This is a genomic window from Nocardiopsis listeri NBRC 13360 (assembly GCF_001570765.1).
GTDB classification, from domain to species: Bacteria; Actinomycetota; Actinomycetes; order Streptosporangiales; family Streptosporangiaceae; genus Nocardiopsis; species Nocardiopsis listeri.
Genome location: NZ_BCSH01000001.1, coordinates 165269 through 182847 on the forward strand (window position 1 = coordinate 165269; position 17579 = coordinate 182847).

At 70.3% G+C, this 17579-nt stretch carries 17 protein-coding genes; 5 read left to right on the forward strand and 12 right to left on the reverse strand.

Translation table 11 applies throughout. The annotated features are described in order from the left end of the window. The first annotated feature begins 79 nt into the window (after positions 1–79). Entirely contained in the window at positions 80–2125 is a 2046-nt protein-coding gene (locus NLI01S_RS00635; protein WP_067597395.1) for a serine/threonine protein kinase, read from the forward strand. A 3-nt stretch (positions 2126–2128) separates the two neighbouring features. On the opposite strand, the gene NLI01S_RS00640 is transcribed toward NLI01S_RS00635, so the two are convergent. Continuing rightward, positions 2129–3292 carry a DUF418 domain-containing protein gene (locus NLI01S_RS00640; protein WP_067597398.1) on the reverse strand — a complete coding sequence of 388 codons (1164 nt, stop codon included), beginning with the start codon at positions 3290–3292 and terminating at the stop codon, positions 2129–2131. Positions 3293–3772: 480 nt separating this feature from the next. Between NLI01S_RS00640 and NLI01S_RS00645 the strand changes: the two genes are divergently transcribed. Then, a complete protein-coding gene (locus NLI01S_RS00645) occupies positions 3773–4357 on the forward strand; it encodes a hemerythrin domain-containing protein (RefSeq protein ID WP_084392212.1) in 585 nt (194 codons plus the stop codon). A gap of 10 nt (positions 4358–4367) precedes the next feature. Here NLI01S_RS00645 and NLI01S_RS00650 read toward each other — a convergent pair whose 3' ends face one another. From NLI01S_RS00650 to NLI01S_RS00685, 8 genes are all read right to left on the reverse strand, one after another. After that, a complete protein-coding gene (locus NLI01S_RS00650) occupies positions 4368–5264 on the reverse strand; it encodes a type II secretion system F family protein (protein ID WP_067597400.1) in 897 nt (298 codons plus the stop codon). 25 nt (positions 5265–5289) lie between these two features. Further along, the gene (locus tag NLI01S_RS00655) at positions 5290–6222 is read right to left on the reverse strand and encodes a type II secretion system F family protein (RefSeq protein ID WP_067597403.1); all 933 of its coding nucleotides are present in this window, start codon (positions 6220–6222) and stop codon (positions 5290–5292) included. Positions 6223–6286: 64 nt separating this feature from the next. Beyond that, a complete protein-coding gene (locus NLI01S_RS00660) occupies positions 6287–7612 on the reverse strand; it encodes a CpaF family protein (RefSeq protein ID WP_067597406.1) in 1326 nt (441 codons plus the stop codon). A 35-nt stretch (positions 7613–7647) separates the two neighbouring features. After that, a complete protein-coding gene (locus tag NLI01S_RS00665; RefSeq protein ID WP_067597409.1) occupies positions 7648–8001 on the reverse strand; it encodes a TadE/TadG family type IV pilus assembly protein in 354 nt (117 codons plus the stop codon). After that, complete coding sequence (locus NLI01S_RS00670; RefSeq protein ID WP_067597513.1) at positions 7998–8408, reverse strand: pilus assembly protein TadE; 411 nt, start codon at positions 8406–8408, stop codon at positions 7998–8000. The genes NLI01S_RS00665 and NLI01S_RS00670 overlap by 4 nt, the downstream gene beginning before the upstream one ends. A 49-nt stretch (positions 8409–8457) precedes the next feature. Continuing rightward, positions 8458–9852: an AAA family ATPase gene (locus tag NLI01S_RS00675; RefSeq protein WP_067597412.1), complete on the reverse strand. Its 1395-nt coding sequence runs from the start codon at positions 9850–9852 to the stop codon at positions 8458–8460. Between the two features lie 6 nt (positions 9853–9858). After that, positions 9859–10617 carry a Flp pilus assembly protein CpaB gene (cpaB, locus tag NLI01S_RS00680; protein WP_067597415.1) on the reverse strand — a complete coding sequence of 253 codons (759 nt, stop codon included), beginning with the start codon at positions 10615–10617 and terminating at the stop codon, positions 9859–9861. A 79-nt stretch (positions 10618–10696) separates the two neighbouring features. Continuing rightward, entirely contained in the window at positions 10697–11806 is a 1110-nt protein-coding gene (locus NLI01S_RS00685; RefSeq protein WP_371850593.1) for a hypothetical protein, read from the reverse strand. Positions 11807–12416: 610 nt separating this feature from the next. Here NLI01S_RS00685 and NLI01S_RS00690 point away from each other — a divergent pair. From NLI01S_RS00690 to NLI01S_RS00695, 3 genes are all read left to right on the forward strand, one after another. Beyond that, positions 12417–12833, forward strand: coding sequence for a YkvA family protein (locus tag NLI01S_RS00690; RefSeq protein ID WP_067597418.1), 417 nt, complete (start codon positions 12417–12419; stop codon positions 12831–12833). A 183-nt stretch (positions 12834–13016) separates the two neighbouring features. Beyond that, the gene (locus tag NLI01S_RS25490) at positions 13017–13190 is read left to right on the forward strand and encodes an FAD-dependent monooxygenase (protein WP_157090893.1); all 174 of its coding nucleotides are present in this window, start codon (positions 13017–13019) and stop codon (positions 13188–13190) included. A gap of 19 nt (positions 13191–13209) precedes the next feature. After that, on the forward strand, positions 13210–13815 hold the full coding sequence (locus NLI01S_RS00695; protein ID WP_067597421.1) for a hypothetical protein: 606 nt from the start codon (positions 13210–13212) through the stop codon (positions 13813–13815). A 120-nt stretch (positions 13816–13935) separates the two neighbouring features. Here the strand turns inward: NLI01S_RS00695 and NLI01S_RS00700 are convergent, their stop codons facing one another. The 3 genes from NLI01S_RS00700 to NLI01S_RS00710 are packed head-to-tail and all read right to left on the reverse strand — an operon-like array spanning position 13936 to position 17571. Next, positions 13936–14148: a hypothetical protein gene (locus NLI01S_RS00700; protein WP_067597423.1), complete on the reverse strand. Its 213-nt coding sequence runs from the start codon at positions 14146–14148 to the stop codon at positions 13936–13938. A gap of 1 nt (position 14149) precedes the next feature. Continuing rightward, entirely contained in the window at positions 14150–15613 is a 1464-nt protein-coding gene (locus NLI01S_RS00705; protein ID WP_067597426.1) for a TRAFAC clade GTPase domain-containing protein, read from the reverse strand. After that, positions 15610–17571, reverse strand: a complete 1962-nt coding sequence (locus tag NLI01S_RS00710) for a GTPase-associated protein 1-related protein (protein WP_067597429.1) — start codon at positions 17569–17571, stop codon at positions 15610–15612. Before NLI01S_RS00710 ends, NLI01S_RS00705 begins: the two co-directional genes overlap by 4 nt. Between the last annotated feature and the right edge of the window lie 8 nt (positions 17572–17579).

Consider the following 17579-nt stretch of genomic DNA (forward strand, 5'->3'; position numbering starts at 1 on the left):
CTCAGGACCACGGGATCGAATGTGCTATCCCGGCACAGGCCACCACAACCGTCCCTTGATGTGTGGAAAGCTGCCCCCAATGGATTTCTCCTCTCCCGCCCTACCGCCGAACGTCGCTCCCCTGACCGACGGCGACCCGCTCCAGGTCGGCCCTTACCGCCTGATCGGGCGGCTCGGAGCCGACGGTCTGGGCACCCTCTACGCCGCCGTCTCGCCGGACCACGAGACGTTGGCCCTGAAGATCGCCGACGCCGAATGGACCGATGGCGCCGACGCCGCCGAAGAGGTCGCGCTCATGCGCCAGGTCGGTGGTGTGTGCACCGTCCCGGTCCGGGACAGCGGTGTCCACGAGGGACGCCCGTGGTCGGCCGTCGGGTACATCCCCGGGGTCGAGCTGTGGCAACGCATGCGCGGTCGGGGACCCTTCAGCGGGAACCAGCTCCTCGTCCTCGCCGCCGGGATGGCCGAGGCCCTCGCCGGCTTCCACTCCCTGGGCCTGGTGCACGGGGACATGCGCCCGGGCAACGTGGTCGTGGCCGCGGACGGCCCCAAGGTCCTCGACTACGGCATCGTCCGCCGCATCGACCCGAGCGCGCCCACCCAGAGCGCCCAGAGCCTGGGTTGGCTGGCCCCCGAGCGCTACGAGAGGGCCGCCACCTCCACCGCCACAGACGTGCACGGGTGGGCCGGTCTGGTGGTCTACGCCGCCACCGGTACCCCGCCGTTCGGCCCCAACCCCGCCGGCCACGTGCCCGGGCGGGTCCCCGGACAGATCGTGTGGGAGATGGCGGCCCGTGCCCGCGAGGCGCGCGTGGACCTGAGCGCCCTCCCCGAGGAACTGCGCCCGCTGCTCGAACGCGCGTTCTCCCCCGATCCCGGCCGCCGTCCCTCCGCGGACGAGGCTTACCTGGAATGCCTGCTGCTGCTCGGTATCGACGAACGGGCCACCGCGGACACCTGGCCCGACCGATTGCGCGCGCTCATCGCCGAACACTGGTCCGCCCAGAACATCCCCCCGCACGATCCGGTGACCTGGACCAACGCCGCCCTGGCCCAGACCGCGACCGAGCCGGAGCCCTTCCGTGACGCCGCCGCCGGTACTCCGGTCCCGGCCCAAGCCCCGCACCCGGAGCCCGAACCGGACGCCAACGCCTACCTGTTCGGGGCCCGGGGCGAACCCGGAGCCGCGAACCACACCCAGGAGCTGGTGCTCGAAGAGGACGAGGAGACAGCCGGCGGGCCGCGCGTGGGCCTGTGGCTGGTGGTCGGCGCGGTCGGCATGGCCCTGGCGCTGGGCATCGGCTACCTGCTGTTCGAGACGCTCGGCGACGCCGAGACCGAGAACGTCGTGGCCGAGGAACCCGACCGGAGCTCCGCGGGCGGGGGCGCCCAGGAGACGGAACCGGAACCCGAACCGGCCGAGCCCGAACCCATGTCCTGCGACGACACCGAGCGGATCGACGCCCAGGAGGCCCGGGCGCAGTGGCGTCCGTTCGACCCACAGGCCACCGCGACCGAGACCTACCTCGAACTGCTCACCCCGGGGCCGGAGGGCACCCCGATAGTCGATCCCGAGATCTGGCCCTTCGTCTACCCGGTCGACCACGACACCGTCGACTACGGGTTGGCCACGCCGGGCCTGAGCGCGTTCCCCGTTCTGTCCGTGTGCATGACCCGGGTGGCTCCGGCCGCCGACGGGGCCGAGTTCTCGGTGGAGCTGCGCTACCACCCCGACGTGGGCAGCCACAACGTGTACGCCGAGGACTTCCTGACCCTCGTGCCGCTCGACCCCGCGGAGAACGCCGGGGTCGACAAGGAGGTCCACCGAGGCGGCACCGGGAGCGAGCTGGAAGCACCCCTGACCCCCCTGACCGTGCTGGGCCCGGACCACCCCTCCGAGACACTGACCGTGTACATCTCCGGAGCCCCCGAACGCGGAGGGGTGGCCTACCGGCCGGCCGCGCACTCGGGGCCGCTGGCGCACGAGATGAGCGGACACTGCTACGACGTGGACGGCACCCTGGAGTGGCGCGACGAGGAGGCGATGGGCTCGGGCTTCTTCGCGGTTCCGGACACCTCGCTGGAGTCCAACACCATGATGAACTGCCCCGTCGACGAGGGCTGACCCCTACTCACCCGTACGACCGGGCAGGTGGATCCCGGCGTAGACCCGTCGACGCAGCAGCGTCTCGGCCGGACCGCGTCCGCCGCGTCGTCGGGACAGGTCGGCCCACACCAATGTCGCCGCCCACGTCGTCACCGCCACAGCGGCGGCGGTCGAGGCGCTCGCCGTCGCGCCCCAACCCAGCCCGTAGGGCGCGAACACCAGGGTGAACACCACCGCCTGCGTCAGATAGCAGCTCAGGGAACGCTCGCCCACGGCGGCGACCGCCAGTACCAACGGGTGTTCGGTCGCGTTCGCGTTGGACACCCCGAGCGCGACCAGGGCGATGAGGGCGGCCCAACCGGCCCCACCCGCCCAGCCGACCGCGTCGTGCAGGATCCACAGGGCCGGCTCGACCCCCGGGCCCGGGTTCGGCACCAGGGACGCGCCGACCAGGGCGTCCGGTAGGCCGCCCGCCACCGCGAGCCCCAGACCGACGACGACGGTGCGCACCAGCAGGCTCCGGTGCTGTTCGGGGTGCTCCAGGATCCGGTGGCGCCCGGCCCACACGCCCACCAGCAGCGGGGGCATCACCACCGACAACAGGGTCACGGGTGTGTACAGCACCCACTCGGTGAAGCGTTCGCCCATCGCCGCCACGAAGTCCGACTCCACCAGGGAGGGCGCCGCGGCGTACGCGGCCGCGCCCTCCTCCTCGCCCTGACCGCCCAGGACGAAGGTGAGCAGGGAGTTCAGGGCCACCGAGCCCACCGCGAACACGCCGGCCGCCCACAACAGCGTCCGGTCACCGACCCGCAGGAAGAGCAGGAACAGCACCAGCGACAACCCGTAGGCACCGATGACGTCCACCGGCAACAGCAGCACCCCGTGCGCCAGGCCGATCAGCAACATCCACAGGCCGCGCCGGTGCAGCACCGTCCGCACGTGCACCCACCCGCCCCCCGCCTCGGTGACCCGGCGGGCGATCCACACCATGCCGTAGCCGAACAGCAACGAGAACAGCGGGATCGCCCGGCCGTTCACCAGGAGGGACTGGACGAAGATGATCGCCTGGTCGCCCACGCCCCGAACCGTGTCGGCGTGGGTGAGGAAGAACCGCGCGTTGACCAGCGCGATGAACAGCAACATGAAGCCACGGGCAAGGTCTGGGGCGAGGGAACGCCTCATGGGTCTCTCCGAGGGGTGAGGTGTGCGAGGGGACGACCTCGAAACTACGGAGCCGTGAGTAGGGAACCCATGGGGCGGAGGCGAGACCTCCGGTGGGGTTCCCCCTACCCGCACGGCCGGTTAAAGTGGTGGGGCGTCGCGTGTCCCGAACCAAGAGCAGTGGGCCGGTCGGTCGACATGGAGGCGCCTGAATTCTTCGGGGAGCCAATCGTGAGCCACTACTTCGCGTACGGAATCTGAGCGGCTGAACCGCTCGCGGCCCTCTCCGGGCCGCCGCACCGCCCGGCGTCTTGACCGGCGGCCTCCCCGAACACCATTCGCCTCGGCGCTTTACGTGCGCTCTCTTCGCCTTGCCCCGCCAGACCAGTCCACGTCGCTTCGGCCACAGCGCTTCGGCCACGCCGTGCCGGACAGCGCCTTGGACGGCGATACCTCGTGTGCTCGGGGTCGGCCGCCTCCACTCACTCAGGAGGTACTTCCATGACCGACCAGACCACTCAGTCCGACCGATCCGACCAGACCACTCAGACCGACAGGCCCCATCCGCACACCCGTCCCGAACCGGTGGTGGAACTCCAACCCGCCGCCCTGGAGAGCGTCGGGGAGGTCACCAATCTCGCCGAGAAGCTGTTCGAGGTGCACGGGTGGCTGCGCGGCCAGCTCGACCGGGTCCGAGACGAGGCCGAGGCGTACCTGGCCGAACACGCCGGAACCGGCGCCCCGGTGGGACTCGACCTACAGATCCGCCGGCACTGCCTGGCGTTCTGCCAATCACTGCACTTCCACCACACCGGCGAGGACGGTGTCTTCCCGGGGCTCGCCCAGGGCTACCCTCACCTGCGCGAACCCATCGAGCGGTTGATCGCCGAACACCGGGTCGTGGACCGGATCCGCGGCGAGCTGGAGCGGCTGTCGGCCGACCTGGCCACCGCCGACCCGGACCTCTTCCGCGCCGAACTCGACCGGATGTCCCGGGAGCTGAACGCCCACCTGGACTTCGAGGAGGAGAGCCTGATCCCGGTCCTGTCCCAGATCCCCTTCCCGCCGCCCGTCCCCGCGGAGTGACCCGCCAGGGTCAGCCGCCGAGGAGACTGCCGAAGTCGATGTCGCTGCCCAGGATCATCGACCCGACGATGAGGATGAGCAGTCCCGGCAACAGGGTCGTGGCGGTCACCACCGTCACGCGCGGGTTGAGCTGCTGAGCCTTGCGACGCATGTACTGGGCGTCCTCGCGACGCATGTCCTGGCTGATATCGACCAGGGTGTCGCTGAGCGGGGCGCCCAGTTCCTCGGCCTGCTGGATGGCGGTCACGAACTTGCTGAGGGACTCGTTGCGGTTGCGGCGACGCAGGGCGTCGAACGCCTCCCGGCGGGATGTGCCCAGCTCCATCTGGCGCAGCGCGATGACGAACTCGCCGGAGAGCACACCCGGCATGGAGTCGGCGACCCGGGCCACGGCGGCGCGGAACGACATGCCCGCGCTCACGGTCACCGCGAGCACGTCCAGGAAGTCCGGCAGTTGTGACTGCACCTGGTCGGCCCGCTCCTGGGCCTTGACGTACATGCTCAGGTCGGTCAGACCCACGAAGGCCAGCATCACCAGGCCGAACATGGCGTTGTCGGACAGGAACAGCAGTACCGACAGGCTGCCGTAGAGCGCGACCTCGCCGATCTTGCGCCGGACGTACCGTTCCACGGTCAGCCCGTCGACCCGGCCGGACGCCTCGATCCGGTCGTGGATGGATCCACGGCGCTTGTCGGTGAGCGAGGCCAGGACCGAACCCGCCAAGGGGCGGCCGATCGCCTCGGTGATCCGGTGCAGGAAGAACGTCTCGTCGCTCTTGACGACGGGACGCGTGGTCGGCTCGTCCACCGGCACGCGCGTCTTCGACATGCTCAGGTGCAGGCCATAACAGGCGAGCACCACCAGCAACGCCGACGCCAGTGCCACCAGCAGGGGGAGCAGGTTCATCCGACTTCCTTCGGGGGATTCGGGGCTACATCTTGAACTTGGTGATCCGGGACACCGCCACGAATCCGATGACGAACAGGGTCGCCACGACCAGCAGCAGCCCGATCCCGGCCGGCTGGGAGGTCATGGTGCGCATGATGCCCGGCTGGATCATGTTGAGCAGGAACAAGGCACCCACCGACATGAACCCCAACGCCCACACGGTGCTGGTCGTCTCGGACAGGATGGTGCGCACCTCGCGCCGCGTCTCCTTGCGGTTCTCCAAGGTGGTCGAGATGTTGCGCAGCGCACTGACCAGCGAACCACCCGACCTGGACGCCACGATCAGGGTGGAGAGCAACACGCCGAGCTCTCGGGAGGGCATACGTTCGCGCAGTTCGGCTACGGACTCCTCGAAGCTCGCCCCCAGCTTCATCGACTCGGCCATGCGACCGAGCTCCTCACCGGCGGGCCCGTCGAGCTCGTCGGCGGCGATGGCCACCGCGGTGGGCAGGGCCAGCCCGGCGGAGGTGGCGTTGCCCAGCACCCGCGCCAGGTCGGGCAGCTGACCGGTGAACTCCTCGCGGCGCTTGGCCTCGGCCCGGCTCAGGTAGGAGAAGAACAGGAACCCCACCCCCACCGCGGCCAGCAACCCGAACATCGGGGCGAGGATCTGCCAGACCACGATGACGGCGAGCAGCGCTCCGCCCACCAACGCGACCAGGAAGGTGGACAGCCGCGTTTCGGTGCCCGAACGGGCCAGGCGGCGACTGAGCCGGGCACCCCACTGGGTGCGGTGCAGCGCCACGTCCAGGCGCGCCATCGGAGTGGAGGCGTCGTACTCGGCCTGGGCCAAGGCACTGCGTGCCGCGATGAGACGGCGCTGATCGGAGCTGGCCACGAACTCCCGGATCGCCCACAGCAACACGGCCAGAACCAGAGCGACCCCACCGAGGATCGCTGCGAACTGCCAGGTCACGCTGACTCCCATCGGGTCGGGCCCGGCACTGAGGCCGAGGATCGGGGGGTACGGGGAGAAGTGGTCACCGGTGTCCTCCGCCAGGGCCGTCGGAGACCACGCCGAACACCGAGGGGATGCTCTCGCCGACGTGGTAGATCCGACCGGCGACGTGGCGTGGCAGGGGATGGTGACGGAACTCGCCCTTCACGTCGTGGTCCGCCCCGGCGGGCAACGACGCGAACTCCAACAGCGAGTCCAGCCGGAACTCCTCGCTGCGGCGCGAGGACACCACGGCCACCTCGGAGACACGACGCGACCCGTCGGGCCATCGGCCCAGGTGCACGATCGCGTCCACCGCGTTGTTGATCTGGTCGCGCAGCGCGTTGTAGGGGACCCGGCCGTCGCCCAGGGTGGCCAGGGTCTGGATCCGGTGGATGGCGTCCTCGGCCGAGTTGGCGTGCACCGTCACCAGGGAACCGTCGTGGCCGGTGTTCATGGCCTGAAGCATGTCGATCGTCTCGGACCCGCGGACCTCACCGACGATGATGCGATCCGGGCGCATCCGCAACGCGTTGCGCACCAGGTCGCGGATGGCGATCTCGCCGCGTCCCTCGATGTTGGCGGGCCGCGACTCCAACCGCACCACGTGGTCCTGCATCAACTGGAGTTCGGCGGAGTCCTCGATGGTGACGATGCGTTCGGTGCTGGGCACGAACGCCGACAGGGCGTTGAGGAAGGTGGTCTTACCGGTGCCGGTACCACCCGAGACCACGATGTTGAACCGGGCCCGGACCATCGCCGACAGCAGCACGCCCGTGGCCTGGTCCAGGCTGCCCATGCGCACCAGGTCTTCGATGGGGTAGGGCTTGGGGAAGCGTCGGATGGTCAGCACCGGACCCGACAACGACAACGGCGGGATGATGACGTTGACGCGTTCGCCGCTGGGCAGACGGGCGTCGACCATCGGGGACGACTCGTCCACGCGCCGGTTCACCAGCGAGACGATCCGGTCGATGGTCTGGTAGAGCTGCTCCTCGCCGTTGAAGGTCGCGTCGATGCGCTCCATCCGGCCCGCGCGTTCCACGAACACGTTGTCGGGGCCGTTCACCATGATCTCGGTGATGGTCTCGTCGGCGAGCAGGGGTTCGAGCACACCCAGACCCAACGCCTCGTCCACGACCCGTCGGGTGAGGATCGAACGTTCCCGGTCCGACAGCACCGGCCCCTCGCGGGACAGGATGTGCCCGACGACCTTCTCCAGGCGAACCCTGCGCTGGGCCAGGGTCAGCCGTGACAGGTCCTCCAGGTTGATCTCGGCCAAGAGTCGCCGCCGCCAGTGCGTCACACTGCTCCGGTCGGCCCGTTCCTCGTTGGAACGGTCCTCTTCCAGGCGGTCCTTCAGCCCCATGTTCCTCGTTTCCTCCTCGGTGGACGGGCCACGCGTCACATGTTCGGCATGTCCACCCGACGGGTCAGTGTCACGTTCAGGTCCACCGAGAACACGATCGGCAGCGAGTGCGATACCTCGACGTAGAACCCGTCACTGTCATTGGTGCCGCTGGTGACGGTCGCTTCGTCCAACCAACTCGGCAAGGCCTGATGGGCGGCCTCCTCGGTGCCCTCCCGGGCCCCGGCGCGCGCCGCGGACTCCAGCCGTTCGATCGCCACGAACGAGATGAAGGCCTCGAAGGCGACCACCACGGTGAGCAGCAGGATCGGCAGGACCGCGGCGAATTCCAGGATGGGGCCGCCACGGTCGGCGTCCCGACGCGCTCGGGGGGAGAGGAGGTGTCTCACGAGTCGTCCTCCTCCGGCTCCGTGCCGGGTGGCTCCGCGCCCGGTGGCGGCTCGACGACGCCGTCACGCGGGACGACCTCGGTGACGACCCTCGCCTCACCCGCGATGTCCCAGGGGCCGGTCGTACCGGGAAGGAACACCGGCATCGCCACGGTCACCCGGGCGTAGCGTGCGCCGTCGCGCTCCACGATGGAGGTGGTGAGCACGTCGGGGGCGTCCCATGGCGAGAGCACGCGCTTGCGGGCCTCCTCGTCGATGCGCTCCACGTCGTCGGGGGTGACCGCGGCCTGGCGCGCGGCCTCGGCCGCGCCGTGCGAGGCGTACATGGAGGTGAGGCCGATGAGCAGCACCTGCCACACCAGGGCCAACGCCAACATCATGAAGGGCACCATGGCGGCGAACTCCACGATGATCGCGCCCCGGTCGTCGCGACGCGAGGGGGCGCCGCCGCGTCGCTCAGCCACCGAACCCCCGTCCCGTCGAACCCGGATCCCAGCCACCCGACCCACCGGTTCCCCCGGGGCCCCGTGCTCCGGTCACCGCGTGCCCGTTGAACACGTTGTGGCCGCTGGCGTTGAGGAACCCGGACACGTCCCGGGTGGAGGGAGATCCGTCCGAGGAGACGCCCGGTGCCGGTGTGACGCCGCCGGAGGGGGTGAACCCGCCCTTGCCGCTGCCGCCCGGCCCGGTGGGCGCGGTGAACAGGTCCAGTTCCGCGGCCAACCGAGCGAAGGCCTTGCGCAGCCCCTCGTCGGTCACCTTGGTGGGGTCGCCGTTGTTCTCGCCCGGCTCCAACGCCCGGTAGGCGGCCGGGACCGGGGTGCGCAGCACCTTGGTGCCCAGCAGTTGCTGGAGGAAGTCCGGTTGGATCTCGTTCTTGCGGCTGTGCCGGGTGACCAGGGAGTGCACGTTGTCGTGGGTGCGGATCTGTAGCCGCTCCCACATCGCCATCAGCCGTTGGGCCCCGCGCATCGCCGGTACGTCCGGGGTCACCGTCACCACGGCGTTGTCGGCCAGCTCCACCGCCATCGCGGTGGCCTCGTTCATGGTGGACCCACAATCCACGATCACCAGTTCGTAGCGTGAGCGCAGGGCACTGAGGATGCGTCGGGTGGCGCGGGCGTTGACGTCCTCGCCGCGTTCTCCGTGTTCGGGGGCGAGCAGGACGTGCGGGCCGCGCGGGTCCACGTACAGGGTCTCGGCGAGCATGCCGGGGCTGATGTCGTCGGAGCTCTCCACCAGGTCGGTGATCGACCGACGGTGCTGGAGGTCGAGGAAGGCGGGCAGGTCACCGGCTTGCAGGTCCAGGTCGACCAGGCACACGACCCGGTCGCGTCTGGCGGCCGCCATCGCCAGGTGCACCGCGCAGGTGGTGGTGCCCACCCCGCCCTTGGCGCCGCTGATCGTCAGTATCCGACCGCGAACCCCGGAAGCCGGTAGTTCGTGGGAGGCGGACTCCAGATGGCGACGCAGGGTGCGCGACCATTCGGCGGCCTTGGCGATCCGGGTCTCCAGCTCGCCGATCCCGGCGTCCGCGGACAGCACCCCGCGGGCGCCCGCCTCCATGGCCCCGGTGAAGGTGTTCGGGTCCATGGCCGAGGACACCAACAGGATCGCCAGTTGGGGATGGCGGTGGGACAGGTCGCGCACGGTCTCCAGGACCGGCGCGGGCCCCATGTCCTCGTGGATGAGGATGACGTCGAGTTCGGGGAACTCGCCGGCCGCGTCGTGCAGTGCCGTGCCGGTGTTGCGGATGGCCACCAGGTCGCACGTGCCCAGTTCCTCGAACCGTGCGGCGAGCACCATCTCGGTCTCGGACGTGGGCATCCCCGCCAGAACGCGGAAGTTCACCGCTGTCTACCCCCCATGCGGCACGCGCCGCTCGTCGGTCTGGTCGGCGGCCTGATCGATCAGGTCGTCGAAGTCCCCGCTGCAGAACTGTTCGTCACCCACGGAACCGCCACCGTCCGCGCTGACCAGGGCCAGCCGCAGTTTGGTGGAGAACTCCTCGGCGTAGGCGAGCTGCAACGCGCTGTCCGGGTCGAGCCGGAACGTCACCGGAACCACACCGGTCACCCCCGAGTCGGTCTCCTGGCTGCGCAGCTCACCGATGTCGAGGACCTCGACCTCGGTGATGACGCGGGTGGCGCAGGCCTCGCCGTGGTCGCGCGGCTGGAAGGTGCCGTAGATGTCCACGACCGAGCCGCGTCGCACCTTGCCGGCCACGCCGGTCTCGGCGTTGACCATGATGGCGATCTCGCGTTCGCCCTCGGTCAGGGTCGGCTGCGGCTGCACCATGCCCCGCTGTAGGAGGACGCCGCTCTCCAGGTGGGAGGCGGCGACCAACTGCTGATCGGCGGGTGTGTCCACGTCGGAGAGGTCGGAGATGAACACCTCCGGGTCGAAGTACATGCTGGGGACCTCGACCGACTCGACCTGTTCCTGGGTGATCGGTTGGTAGGCCTCCACGTCGTCGACCAAACGCAGGACCGTGGCGAACCGACCCAGGCGTTCCTGCTGGCTGTCGAGGTAGGTGAACACGGACGCGAATACTGCCACTGCGCCGACCGCGGCCACGACCATGAGCAGTACGCCTCGTCGCTGACGGGGGTTCATAAGAGGGCTCTATCCGTTTCCAGTGTCGTCGTGGATCCCGTCGCGGACATGGCGATGGGAACCGGCCGGGAGGGAGCTGTCACCGCGAGTAGGACCGTGGGTCCAGTCGGCGGTGCGGTGGTTCCTCCACGGGGGCGGTCGGGGACTGTGGGGATCGTGGGGGCCGTGGCGAGCGCACGCGGCCCTCTCCGTTGGGTGGCGGCCCCGGCGCCGGAGCGTCGGCCCCTGGTGGGTGTGGGCCCGTTGGCCGTCCCGTTGGTGGCCCCATGGGTGGGGTCGATCTCGGCCCTGGGGTCGGGGGACGCACCGGCGAGGCGGCGGACGTGCGGATGGGGTGCCCGGCGGAGTTGGCCGAGCAGAACGGGCAGGGGCGTGCGGCCATGGGTTCGCCGCACCAGGCGCAGGCGGAGGCCCGGATGGATCCGGCCGCGTAGGCCAGGGCCTGTGGGTGGGCGCTCAGCGCCACGAACTCGACGTACTTGGCGGTGCCCCAGTAGGCGCTGCCCAGGGGTTGGGCGGGCAGGTTGCGGGTGGCCACCGGTTGGATGGCCTGTGGCAGGTTGTCGTCGAAAACCTTGGTGATGGCCGGATCCGGGGTGGAACTCAGCAGCTGCACGGGTTGGACGGGCCGGAACGGCAGCCCGGCGGCGAGTTCGGCCGGGCGTAGTCGGCCCACCCGCGCGGTGGGCGCGCAGAACGCCAGGAAGGACACCGACGGCGCGTAGGAGCCCATGTGCTGGCGCATGCTGGTGGGCAGGGTGGAAAGGCCGGAGACGGTACGGAGCCAGGCGCCGGCGAGCAGGTGTTTGGGCAGTTCACCACTGAGGGCGGCGACCATGCCCGGTGGAAGGTAGGGGGCCAGGTAGGCGAGCTGGTCGGCCACCAGGGACAGGGCCAGTGGGGACAGGTCGACGCCGATACCGGCGATCCGGTCGGTGCGCAGGGCGCCGCGGGCGAAGTTCACCGCGCGTTCGGCGTCCGTTGCCTGCCAGGCCGGGTAGAGGGCGACGACCTTGCGGCCGGCCCTGACCTGTTCGATGGCGAAGGAGACGAAGGCGGAACTGCGCGCGCCGACGGTCTCTCCGCTGAGCGGGAACCGGTGGGCCCCGGCCTCACCCACGTGCCCCGTGCTGGGGATATCCGCCAACAGGGCTACGGTCGTCGCCGACCTGGGTTGGGCGTTGGACACTGGGAGGGCTCCATCGGTTCTGCGCGTTCGGCGAATTCGAAATGTGGAGCGGCAGCCCATGCGACGGGGTGCCACTCGGACGCATCGTAACGAATGGGTGGCTCGGGGTGGGAGGGGCGGTATTCGTTACCGTGCGGCTGGGTGCGTTCCGGTAGACGCCTTTCCGGTGCCTTCCTGGCGGGGGCGACCTGCTGTGGGGGCATGCTGTGGCCTCTCAGGGCGGGGATCGGGGGCCGTTGGCCGTATGCGGCCACTCCACGCTGGGTGATTTGTGGTGTTTGGTCCGGTTTTTGGTTTTCGATGTTCCCGATGTGTCGGCCCGCGTGACAAAGGGTGTGCCGACTCCCCAAGGATGCCTTTTCCGGATCAGGACCACCAGTGCCCCCGTCAATGCTGTGGACGAACTCCCACCGAAAGTCCTCCCAGCTGCGCAAAAGCAGTCACAGTGGCACCGCCGGCCCCTTCGGCCACCCTCTGGCTCCCTCTGGCCCACCTCTGGTGGTGTCATCTACGTCTCTATCCCGGTTGCGTGGCCACTCCGCGGGAACGATCAGGGGCGAGATCGCGTCATATCTTGAGTAGTCACTTGCCCCCTTGAGGAGAGCGAACGATGCGCAACACAAACCGGGCCGCGGCCGGGGCGGCCGCCTGGCAGGTCATCCAGAACACCGACGGCAAGGTCTCCGTGTGGCAGCGCGTCCGCGCGTTCCCGCGCATGATCGCCGCCAAGCTGCGCGGCCGCTACCCCGAACTCGGCGGCGGCAAGCTGTTCACCATGCTGGCGCTGGTCGTGTACGTGATCTCGCCGATCGACTTCATCCCCGAACTGCTGTTCTCCGTGTTGGGCCTGGTCGACGACGTCGCCGTCGCGGTGTGGCTGACCACGATGGCCCTGGGTGAGAGCGAACGCTTCGTGGTGTGGGAGCGCGAGCAGCAGGCCCGGGAGGCCTTCTATCGGGCCAACCCCGACGGTCCCGGCCAGGGGGCCCAGGACCACGTCGGCGGTGATCGCAAGCAGTACAGCTGACCGACTCTCATCGAGCGCCCGGGGGATCGACCCGATCCCCCGGGCGTTTCGTGTACGGGGGCCATGGACAACGAGCGGATCCGGCCATGTCGTACGCATGTCGCACATAAGTGCTTATTGCGAATGTGTACGTGTTCCCCTCCCGGAGTACGCCCCCTACGCCACGGAGAGCCGAGCACACCCATGAACGCGACGAGCCAGGGCCGACGGACCCAGGTCGCCATCATCGGGGCCGGCCCCGCCGGGCTCATGCTGTCCCACCGGCTCTCCCACCGGCTCTCCCCCCGGCTCTCCCTCTCCGGAACCGACTCCGTCGTCGCCGAGGCCCTGACCCGCACCGCGCAACGCATCCCCTGACCCGGCCGATAATGGGGGAATGTCCCCTGAACCACGGCCTCGGGCCGAGCGGGTCGAATCAACCGACCTCGGGCATCCGGCCCTGCGCCGGGACGAACTCGTGGCGCTGGCCGAGCTCGTTCGCGACGCCTGCGCGGGCGACCTGACGATCGGTCTCACCGACGGTGGAGGCGAGGTCGGGCACACCCCGGAGGCCTTCAGCGAGTTCGCCGAGTCCGCTGAGCGTTCCGAGGAGAGCCGCGAGGAGGACAAGCTGCGTGAACTCTTCATCGCCGGGCGACGAGGGCGAACCCACGTCACCGTGATCCTGGGGCATGAGTCCCGCGTGCGGGTGAGCGAACCCGACGCCGCCGCCAGGGAGGCGGTCGCCGCGATGGTGGAGGTGGTCCGTGGCCACCAGCGTCGATTCACCGACCGCGCCTGGACCGGCATCCTCCTCGGCGCACTGGGCCTGCTGGTCACCGTCGGCTACACCGGGGTGCTCATGGGCCAAGGGCTCATCGGCACCGGATATGGCCTTGGAGTGGTGGCGCTGCTGGTGGTGAGTCTGGGATTCGTGTTGTGGGGCCAGTCCAATCCCAGGGATGGCGAGGGCGCTCGCATCGTCAACACCCCACGTCGCTGAGTGGCGCCGGAGGTGGGGTGTCTCAGGCGCTCCATCCCCGTCCATCCCCCGTGCACCCTCGTGCCGCACGAAACGGTGGAACGCCCGAGTGAGAGTGGGCAGGGAAGAGTGCGTGTGCGGTCAGGTGGCGAGGGTGGACCAGACCGAATGGAGCAAGGTCAGGGTGCCCTGGGCCAGGTGGAACAAGACGAGGACCGTGGTCGGGGCGATGGCCGCGTACAGCACCCAGGCGGTGGCGCGACGGGCGACGCGGTAGGGCGGGGTCGGAATCGGGGACTGGAGCCGGGACCGGGACGAATGAGGGTACGGGTTCGAGTTCGGGCCGACGGACACCTCACGCCTCCAGGGGAGCGGTGTCGGGAACCGGCACCCTCAGCGGGTCGGTGAGCATCTCGCCGAACGCCGACGCCTCGCGGGCCAGCACCCAGCGCAGCAGTTCCGTCAGGCTGGGGTCCGGTCGGCCGTCGGGGTCCACGACGACACTGGTCACGAAGGTCGCCACGGTGCCGAAGTCGGCCCGGGCCGCGCGCAACAGGTTCTCGACGCCCATCACCTCGCGCAGCCACAGTTGGGGCGGAACTCCCGTGGGGTCAAGGGAGGTACGCGCGAGCAAATCGCCGCGGGTCACCACCACCGCGAGGCGGGTCCGCGCCCGGCCCGTGCCGTGCGCGCGATACCGCCGGTGCACTTGGTCGCGGACCTGCATGTAGGCCCGTTCGGGATCGGGCACCTGGGAACGGTCGCCGGCGAGCCGCAGCCGTTCGTCGGGACCGAGGGCGTTCCACACGGCGGGGACCGCCAGGGGGTCCAACACCAGTAGGAACGTGGTGGCCTCGCTCATGTAGGTGAGGTCCTCGGTGCGGTCGGTGGTGTTGAACCACTCCCCGGCGGTGTCGTAAAGCTGCATCAGCAGGGCGCACCGGTCGGCCTCCACACGCAGGGTCAGCCCGCGGGCCCGACGCCCCGGCGGGGTGGGCGGCACTCGGTGGTCGGGTGCCAGTCGGGGCCGACCGTCGCGCAACCTCCGTTCGGTCTCACGCCCCATCGCCACAGCGCGAGCGCGGACGTGACGCCCGGCGGCGTACGCCAAGGCCACGTGCAGGCCATGGGTGAGTCGGGTCTTGCCCGCGCCGGTCGCCCCGAACAACGGCAGCAGGAACTCGCGGGCCTCACCTGGCCGGTGTTCCAACACCTGGGCGCAGTGCGGGCAGTGGGTCCGCAGGTCGGCGCTGCCCAACAACAGCAGTGTGGGCAGACCCCCTCCGCACACGCATCGGCGGCGGAACACACCCCGTACCCCGGGCCGCACGTCTCGGTGTCGCCGGCCGCATCCGTCGCACGCATAGGACGGGTAGCGCATGTGTTCGAAGCAGCGCGGACACACCATGCGGATCCGGCGCACGAACAGCGACGCGCCGTCCACCAGCCGTAGCACGCCGACCCCCGCCCAGGCCACGGCGGAGTGGACCAGCGCGACCACCAGCTGCAAGCACAGGAACGGCGCCAGGAACACCACGAACGGGCCGGTATCGAGGTGGACCCGGCGGTGCACCTCGGCCAGGTCCCGCCACAGGGGACCGCCGTGGTATCCCGACCACGCGGATTCCTCGGGTCCCGGTGGTCTCACACGGGGGCCGTCACCCCGATACAGCACCTCGTGGATCCGCCGCAGGTGCAGGACCACCAGGAACACCAGTCCGGCGGCCAGAACGGCGGCGACCACCACGATCACCGTGTTGACCAGGAGGGCGAACACCCCCACGACACCGTCCACGATCCTGTCCTCTTCGGCTCTCATCGGTTCCCTCCGAAGCGCAGCCCGAACAGGCCGTCCGCCGTGTCGCGTTCTCGAACGCCGCGCATCCACCGGTCGAAGTCCCGCTTCCGCCCGGGGTCGTGGAAGGCCCGACGGGCCGCCGCCACGTCCCTGCGCGACCAGGTGAGCGCGGCGGGTTCCAGCACGTCGAGGAGGAGCGAGCGGCCCCGGTCGATCGCCGTCTCCGGATCTTGCTCGCACAGTCGTCGGGCGATCAGGAAGACCCGTGCCACGAGCCCTGCCTCCAAGGGCCGCGCGGACAGGCCCAGGATCGACCTGGGCGGCAGGGCCAGGCACTCGGCGGCCATGCGACGGTAGGCGTCGAACAGTGCTTCCGGACAGTCGGCCAACGCCCGCGTGGCCGGGGGACCCGTGTCCGTGCCGGTGAGCAGCACGCGTAGTTCGCGTAGCACCGACACGGAGGGGGAGACCTCCCGATCCGCCGCGAAGAACGCGCCGATGGGGTCGGCGGCCAGCACGGCGAGGGTCCGACACGGCAACGAACCAAGCGCCCGCGCGACCCCGCGTCGCAGCGGGGCGTGCGCCGCCAACAGCTCGACCAGTTCACGACCCGGCGGAACGTCGGCCAGGGCTCGGGCGAGGGGCCCGGCCCCGTAACGCTCCAACGCGGCCTCGGGCGGACACACCCCGCCCGCCCGGATCCAGCGCAGCAGCTCCACCACGCGTGTGGGTTCGAGGGCGCCGTCCAACAGCGCGGCCACCCGGTCCCGGGCCATGGACGACATGCGCGGAGATCGGATGGTCGCCACCGGGGGAGCGGGCGCACCGGACGCGATCCGGGCCAGGGAGTGCCGAACGAGCAGCCCTTCGGCCCGTTCGATCAGCTCCCACGAACCACAGGCGTGCGCCACCGTCTGGAGCCGTGCCGGCTCGTCGTCCGCCCGTTCCAGGGAGGGATCGAGGAGCCGCCCCAACAGTTCCCGGGCAGGCCCGCCGGGCAACCGGCCCACGACCTCGGGCAACCAGGCGCGGATCACCCGCAGGTCGGGCTCGGTGACGGGGACACGGGCGTCGCTCAGACGGGCCGCCGCCAGCGGTGGCCGCCACGTCGAAAGACCCTCCTCGGACCCGGAGGCGTAGAGCCCGGCCGAGGCCCAGAGCCGTGGGGCGAGCTTGACACCGGTCAACAGCACGGTCGAGACCACCGACAGCGTGTCCGGGGTGGTCTCCGGTCCTCCCACCTCCTGTGCGGCGAAGTCGCCGGCCCCCAACCCCGAAGCCCCGAAGACGACGAAGCGATCCCGCAACCCGCACGTGTCGGTCTCCGGCGGCACCGCCACGACGTGCACCGGGGCGTCCTCCGGGCTACCGCTGTAGGTGGCGAAGGACATCCGTCGGGCACGCCGGGGCGGCAACAGGTGGGACAGGGCGGCCACCCAGTGGGCCGCGTCCTCGTCCCGGGCCGGCAACAGCACCGGAGCACCCCCGTCGATGGCCGCGTCCACCGCCACCAGTAGTCGACTCAGCAATGCCTCGTCCCGGCCCCGAAGCCAGGCCGCGGTGCGCTCACGGTCCAACGGTCCCGCTACGAGGGAGAGCCAGGGCAGGTCGGGGTCGCTCACCGGCCGACCCGTCCAGAACCCCGCCCCCCACAACTCGGCGGGCAGCGGCCCCTCCTCCCCGTCCAACAGGAGACTGTGCGCGAAGTAGTTGCCCGGCCGGCCGGACGGATCGTGCCCACTGGATACCACCCGGCTCAGCACACGCGCCCCGCCCAGGTCGGGGGAGTAACACAGGTTCACCGGGTGCCGGTGGGCCTCCTCCGCCGGCATCGACCTCGGCGGTTCGTACACGGTGAACCGCTCCACCTCGCGTAGCACGCGCGTGTCCACACCCGGGGTGGCGGCGTTGAACTGGTAGCCGCCGCAGCCGGACAGACCGCGTTCGCACGAGGTGTAGTAGAGCTGCGCCGCCCCCATCGCCCGCA

Coding starts and splice junctions, on each gene's coding strand:
- NLI01S_RS00635 (WP_067597395.1), top strand. CDS start 80: ATGGATTTCTCCTCTCCCGCCCTACCGCCGAACGTCGCTCCCCTGACC.
- NLI01S_RS00640 (WP_067597398.1), bottom strand. CDS start 3,292: ATGAGGCGTTCCCTCGCCCCAGACCTTGCCCGTGGCTTCATGTTGCTG.
- NLI01S_RS00645 (WP_084392212.1), top strand. CDS start 3,773: ATGACCGACCAGACCACTCAGTCCGACCGATCCGACCAGACCACTCAG.
- NLI01S_RS00650 (WP_067597400.1), bottom strand. CDS start 5,264: ATGAACCTGCTCCCCCTGCTGGTGGCACTGGCGTCGGCGTTGCTGGTG.
- NLI01S_RS00660 (WP_067597406.1), bottom strand. CDS start 7,612: ATGGGGCTGAAGGACCGCCTGGAAGAGGACCGTTCCAACGAGGAACGG.
- cpaB (WP_067597415.1), bottom strand. CDS start 10,617: ATGAACCCCCGTCAGCGACGAGGCGTACTGCTCATGGTCGTGGCCGCG.
- NLI01S_RS00690 (WP_067597418.1), top strand. CDS start 12,417: ATGCGCAACACAAACCGGGCCGCGGCCGGGGCGGCCGCCTGGCAGGTC.
- NLI01S_RS25490 (WP_157090893.1), top strand. CDS start 13,017: ATGAACGCGACGAGCCAGGGCCGACGGACCCAGGTCGCCATCATCGGG.
- NLI01S_RS00695 (WP_067597421.1), top strand. CDS start 13,210: ATGTCCCCTGAACCACGGCCTCGGGCCGAGCGGGTCGAATCAACCGAC.
- NLI01S_RS00705 (WP_067597426.1), bottom strand. CDS start 15,613: ATGAGAGCCGAAGAGGACAGGATCGTGGACGGTGTCGTGGGGGTGTTC.
- NLI01S_RS00710 (WP_067597429.1), bottom strand. CDS start 17,571: ATGGGGGCGGCGCAGCTCTACTACACCTCGTGCGAACGCGGTCTGTCC.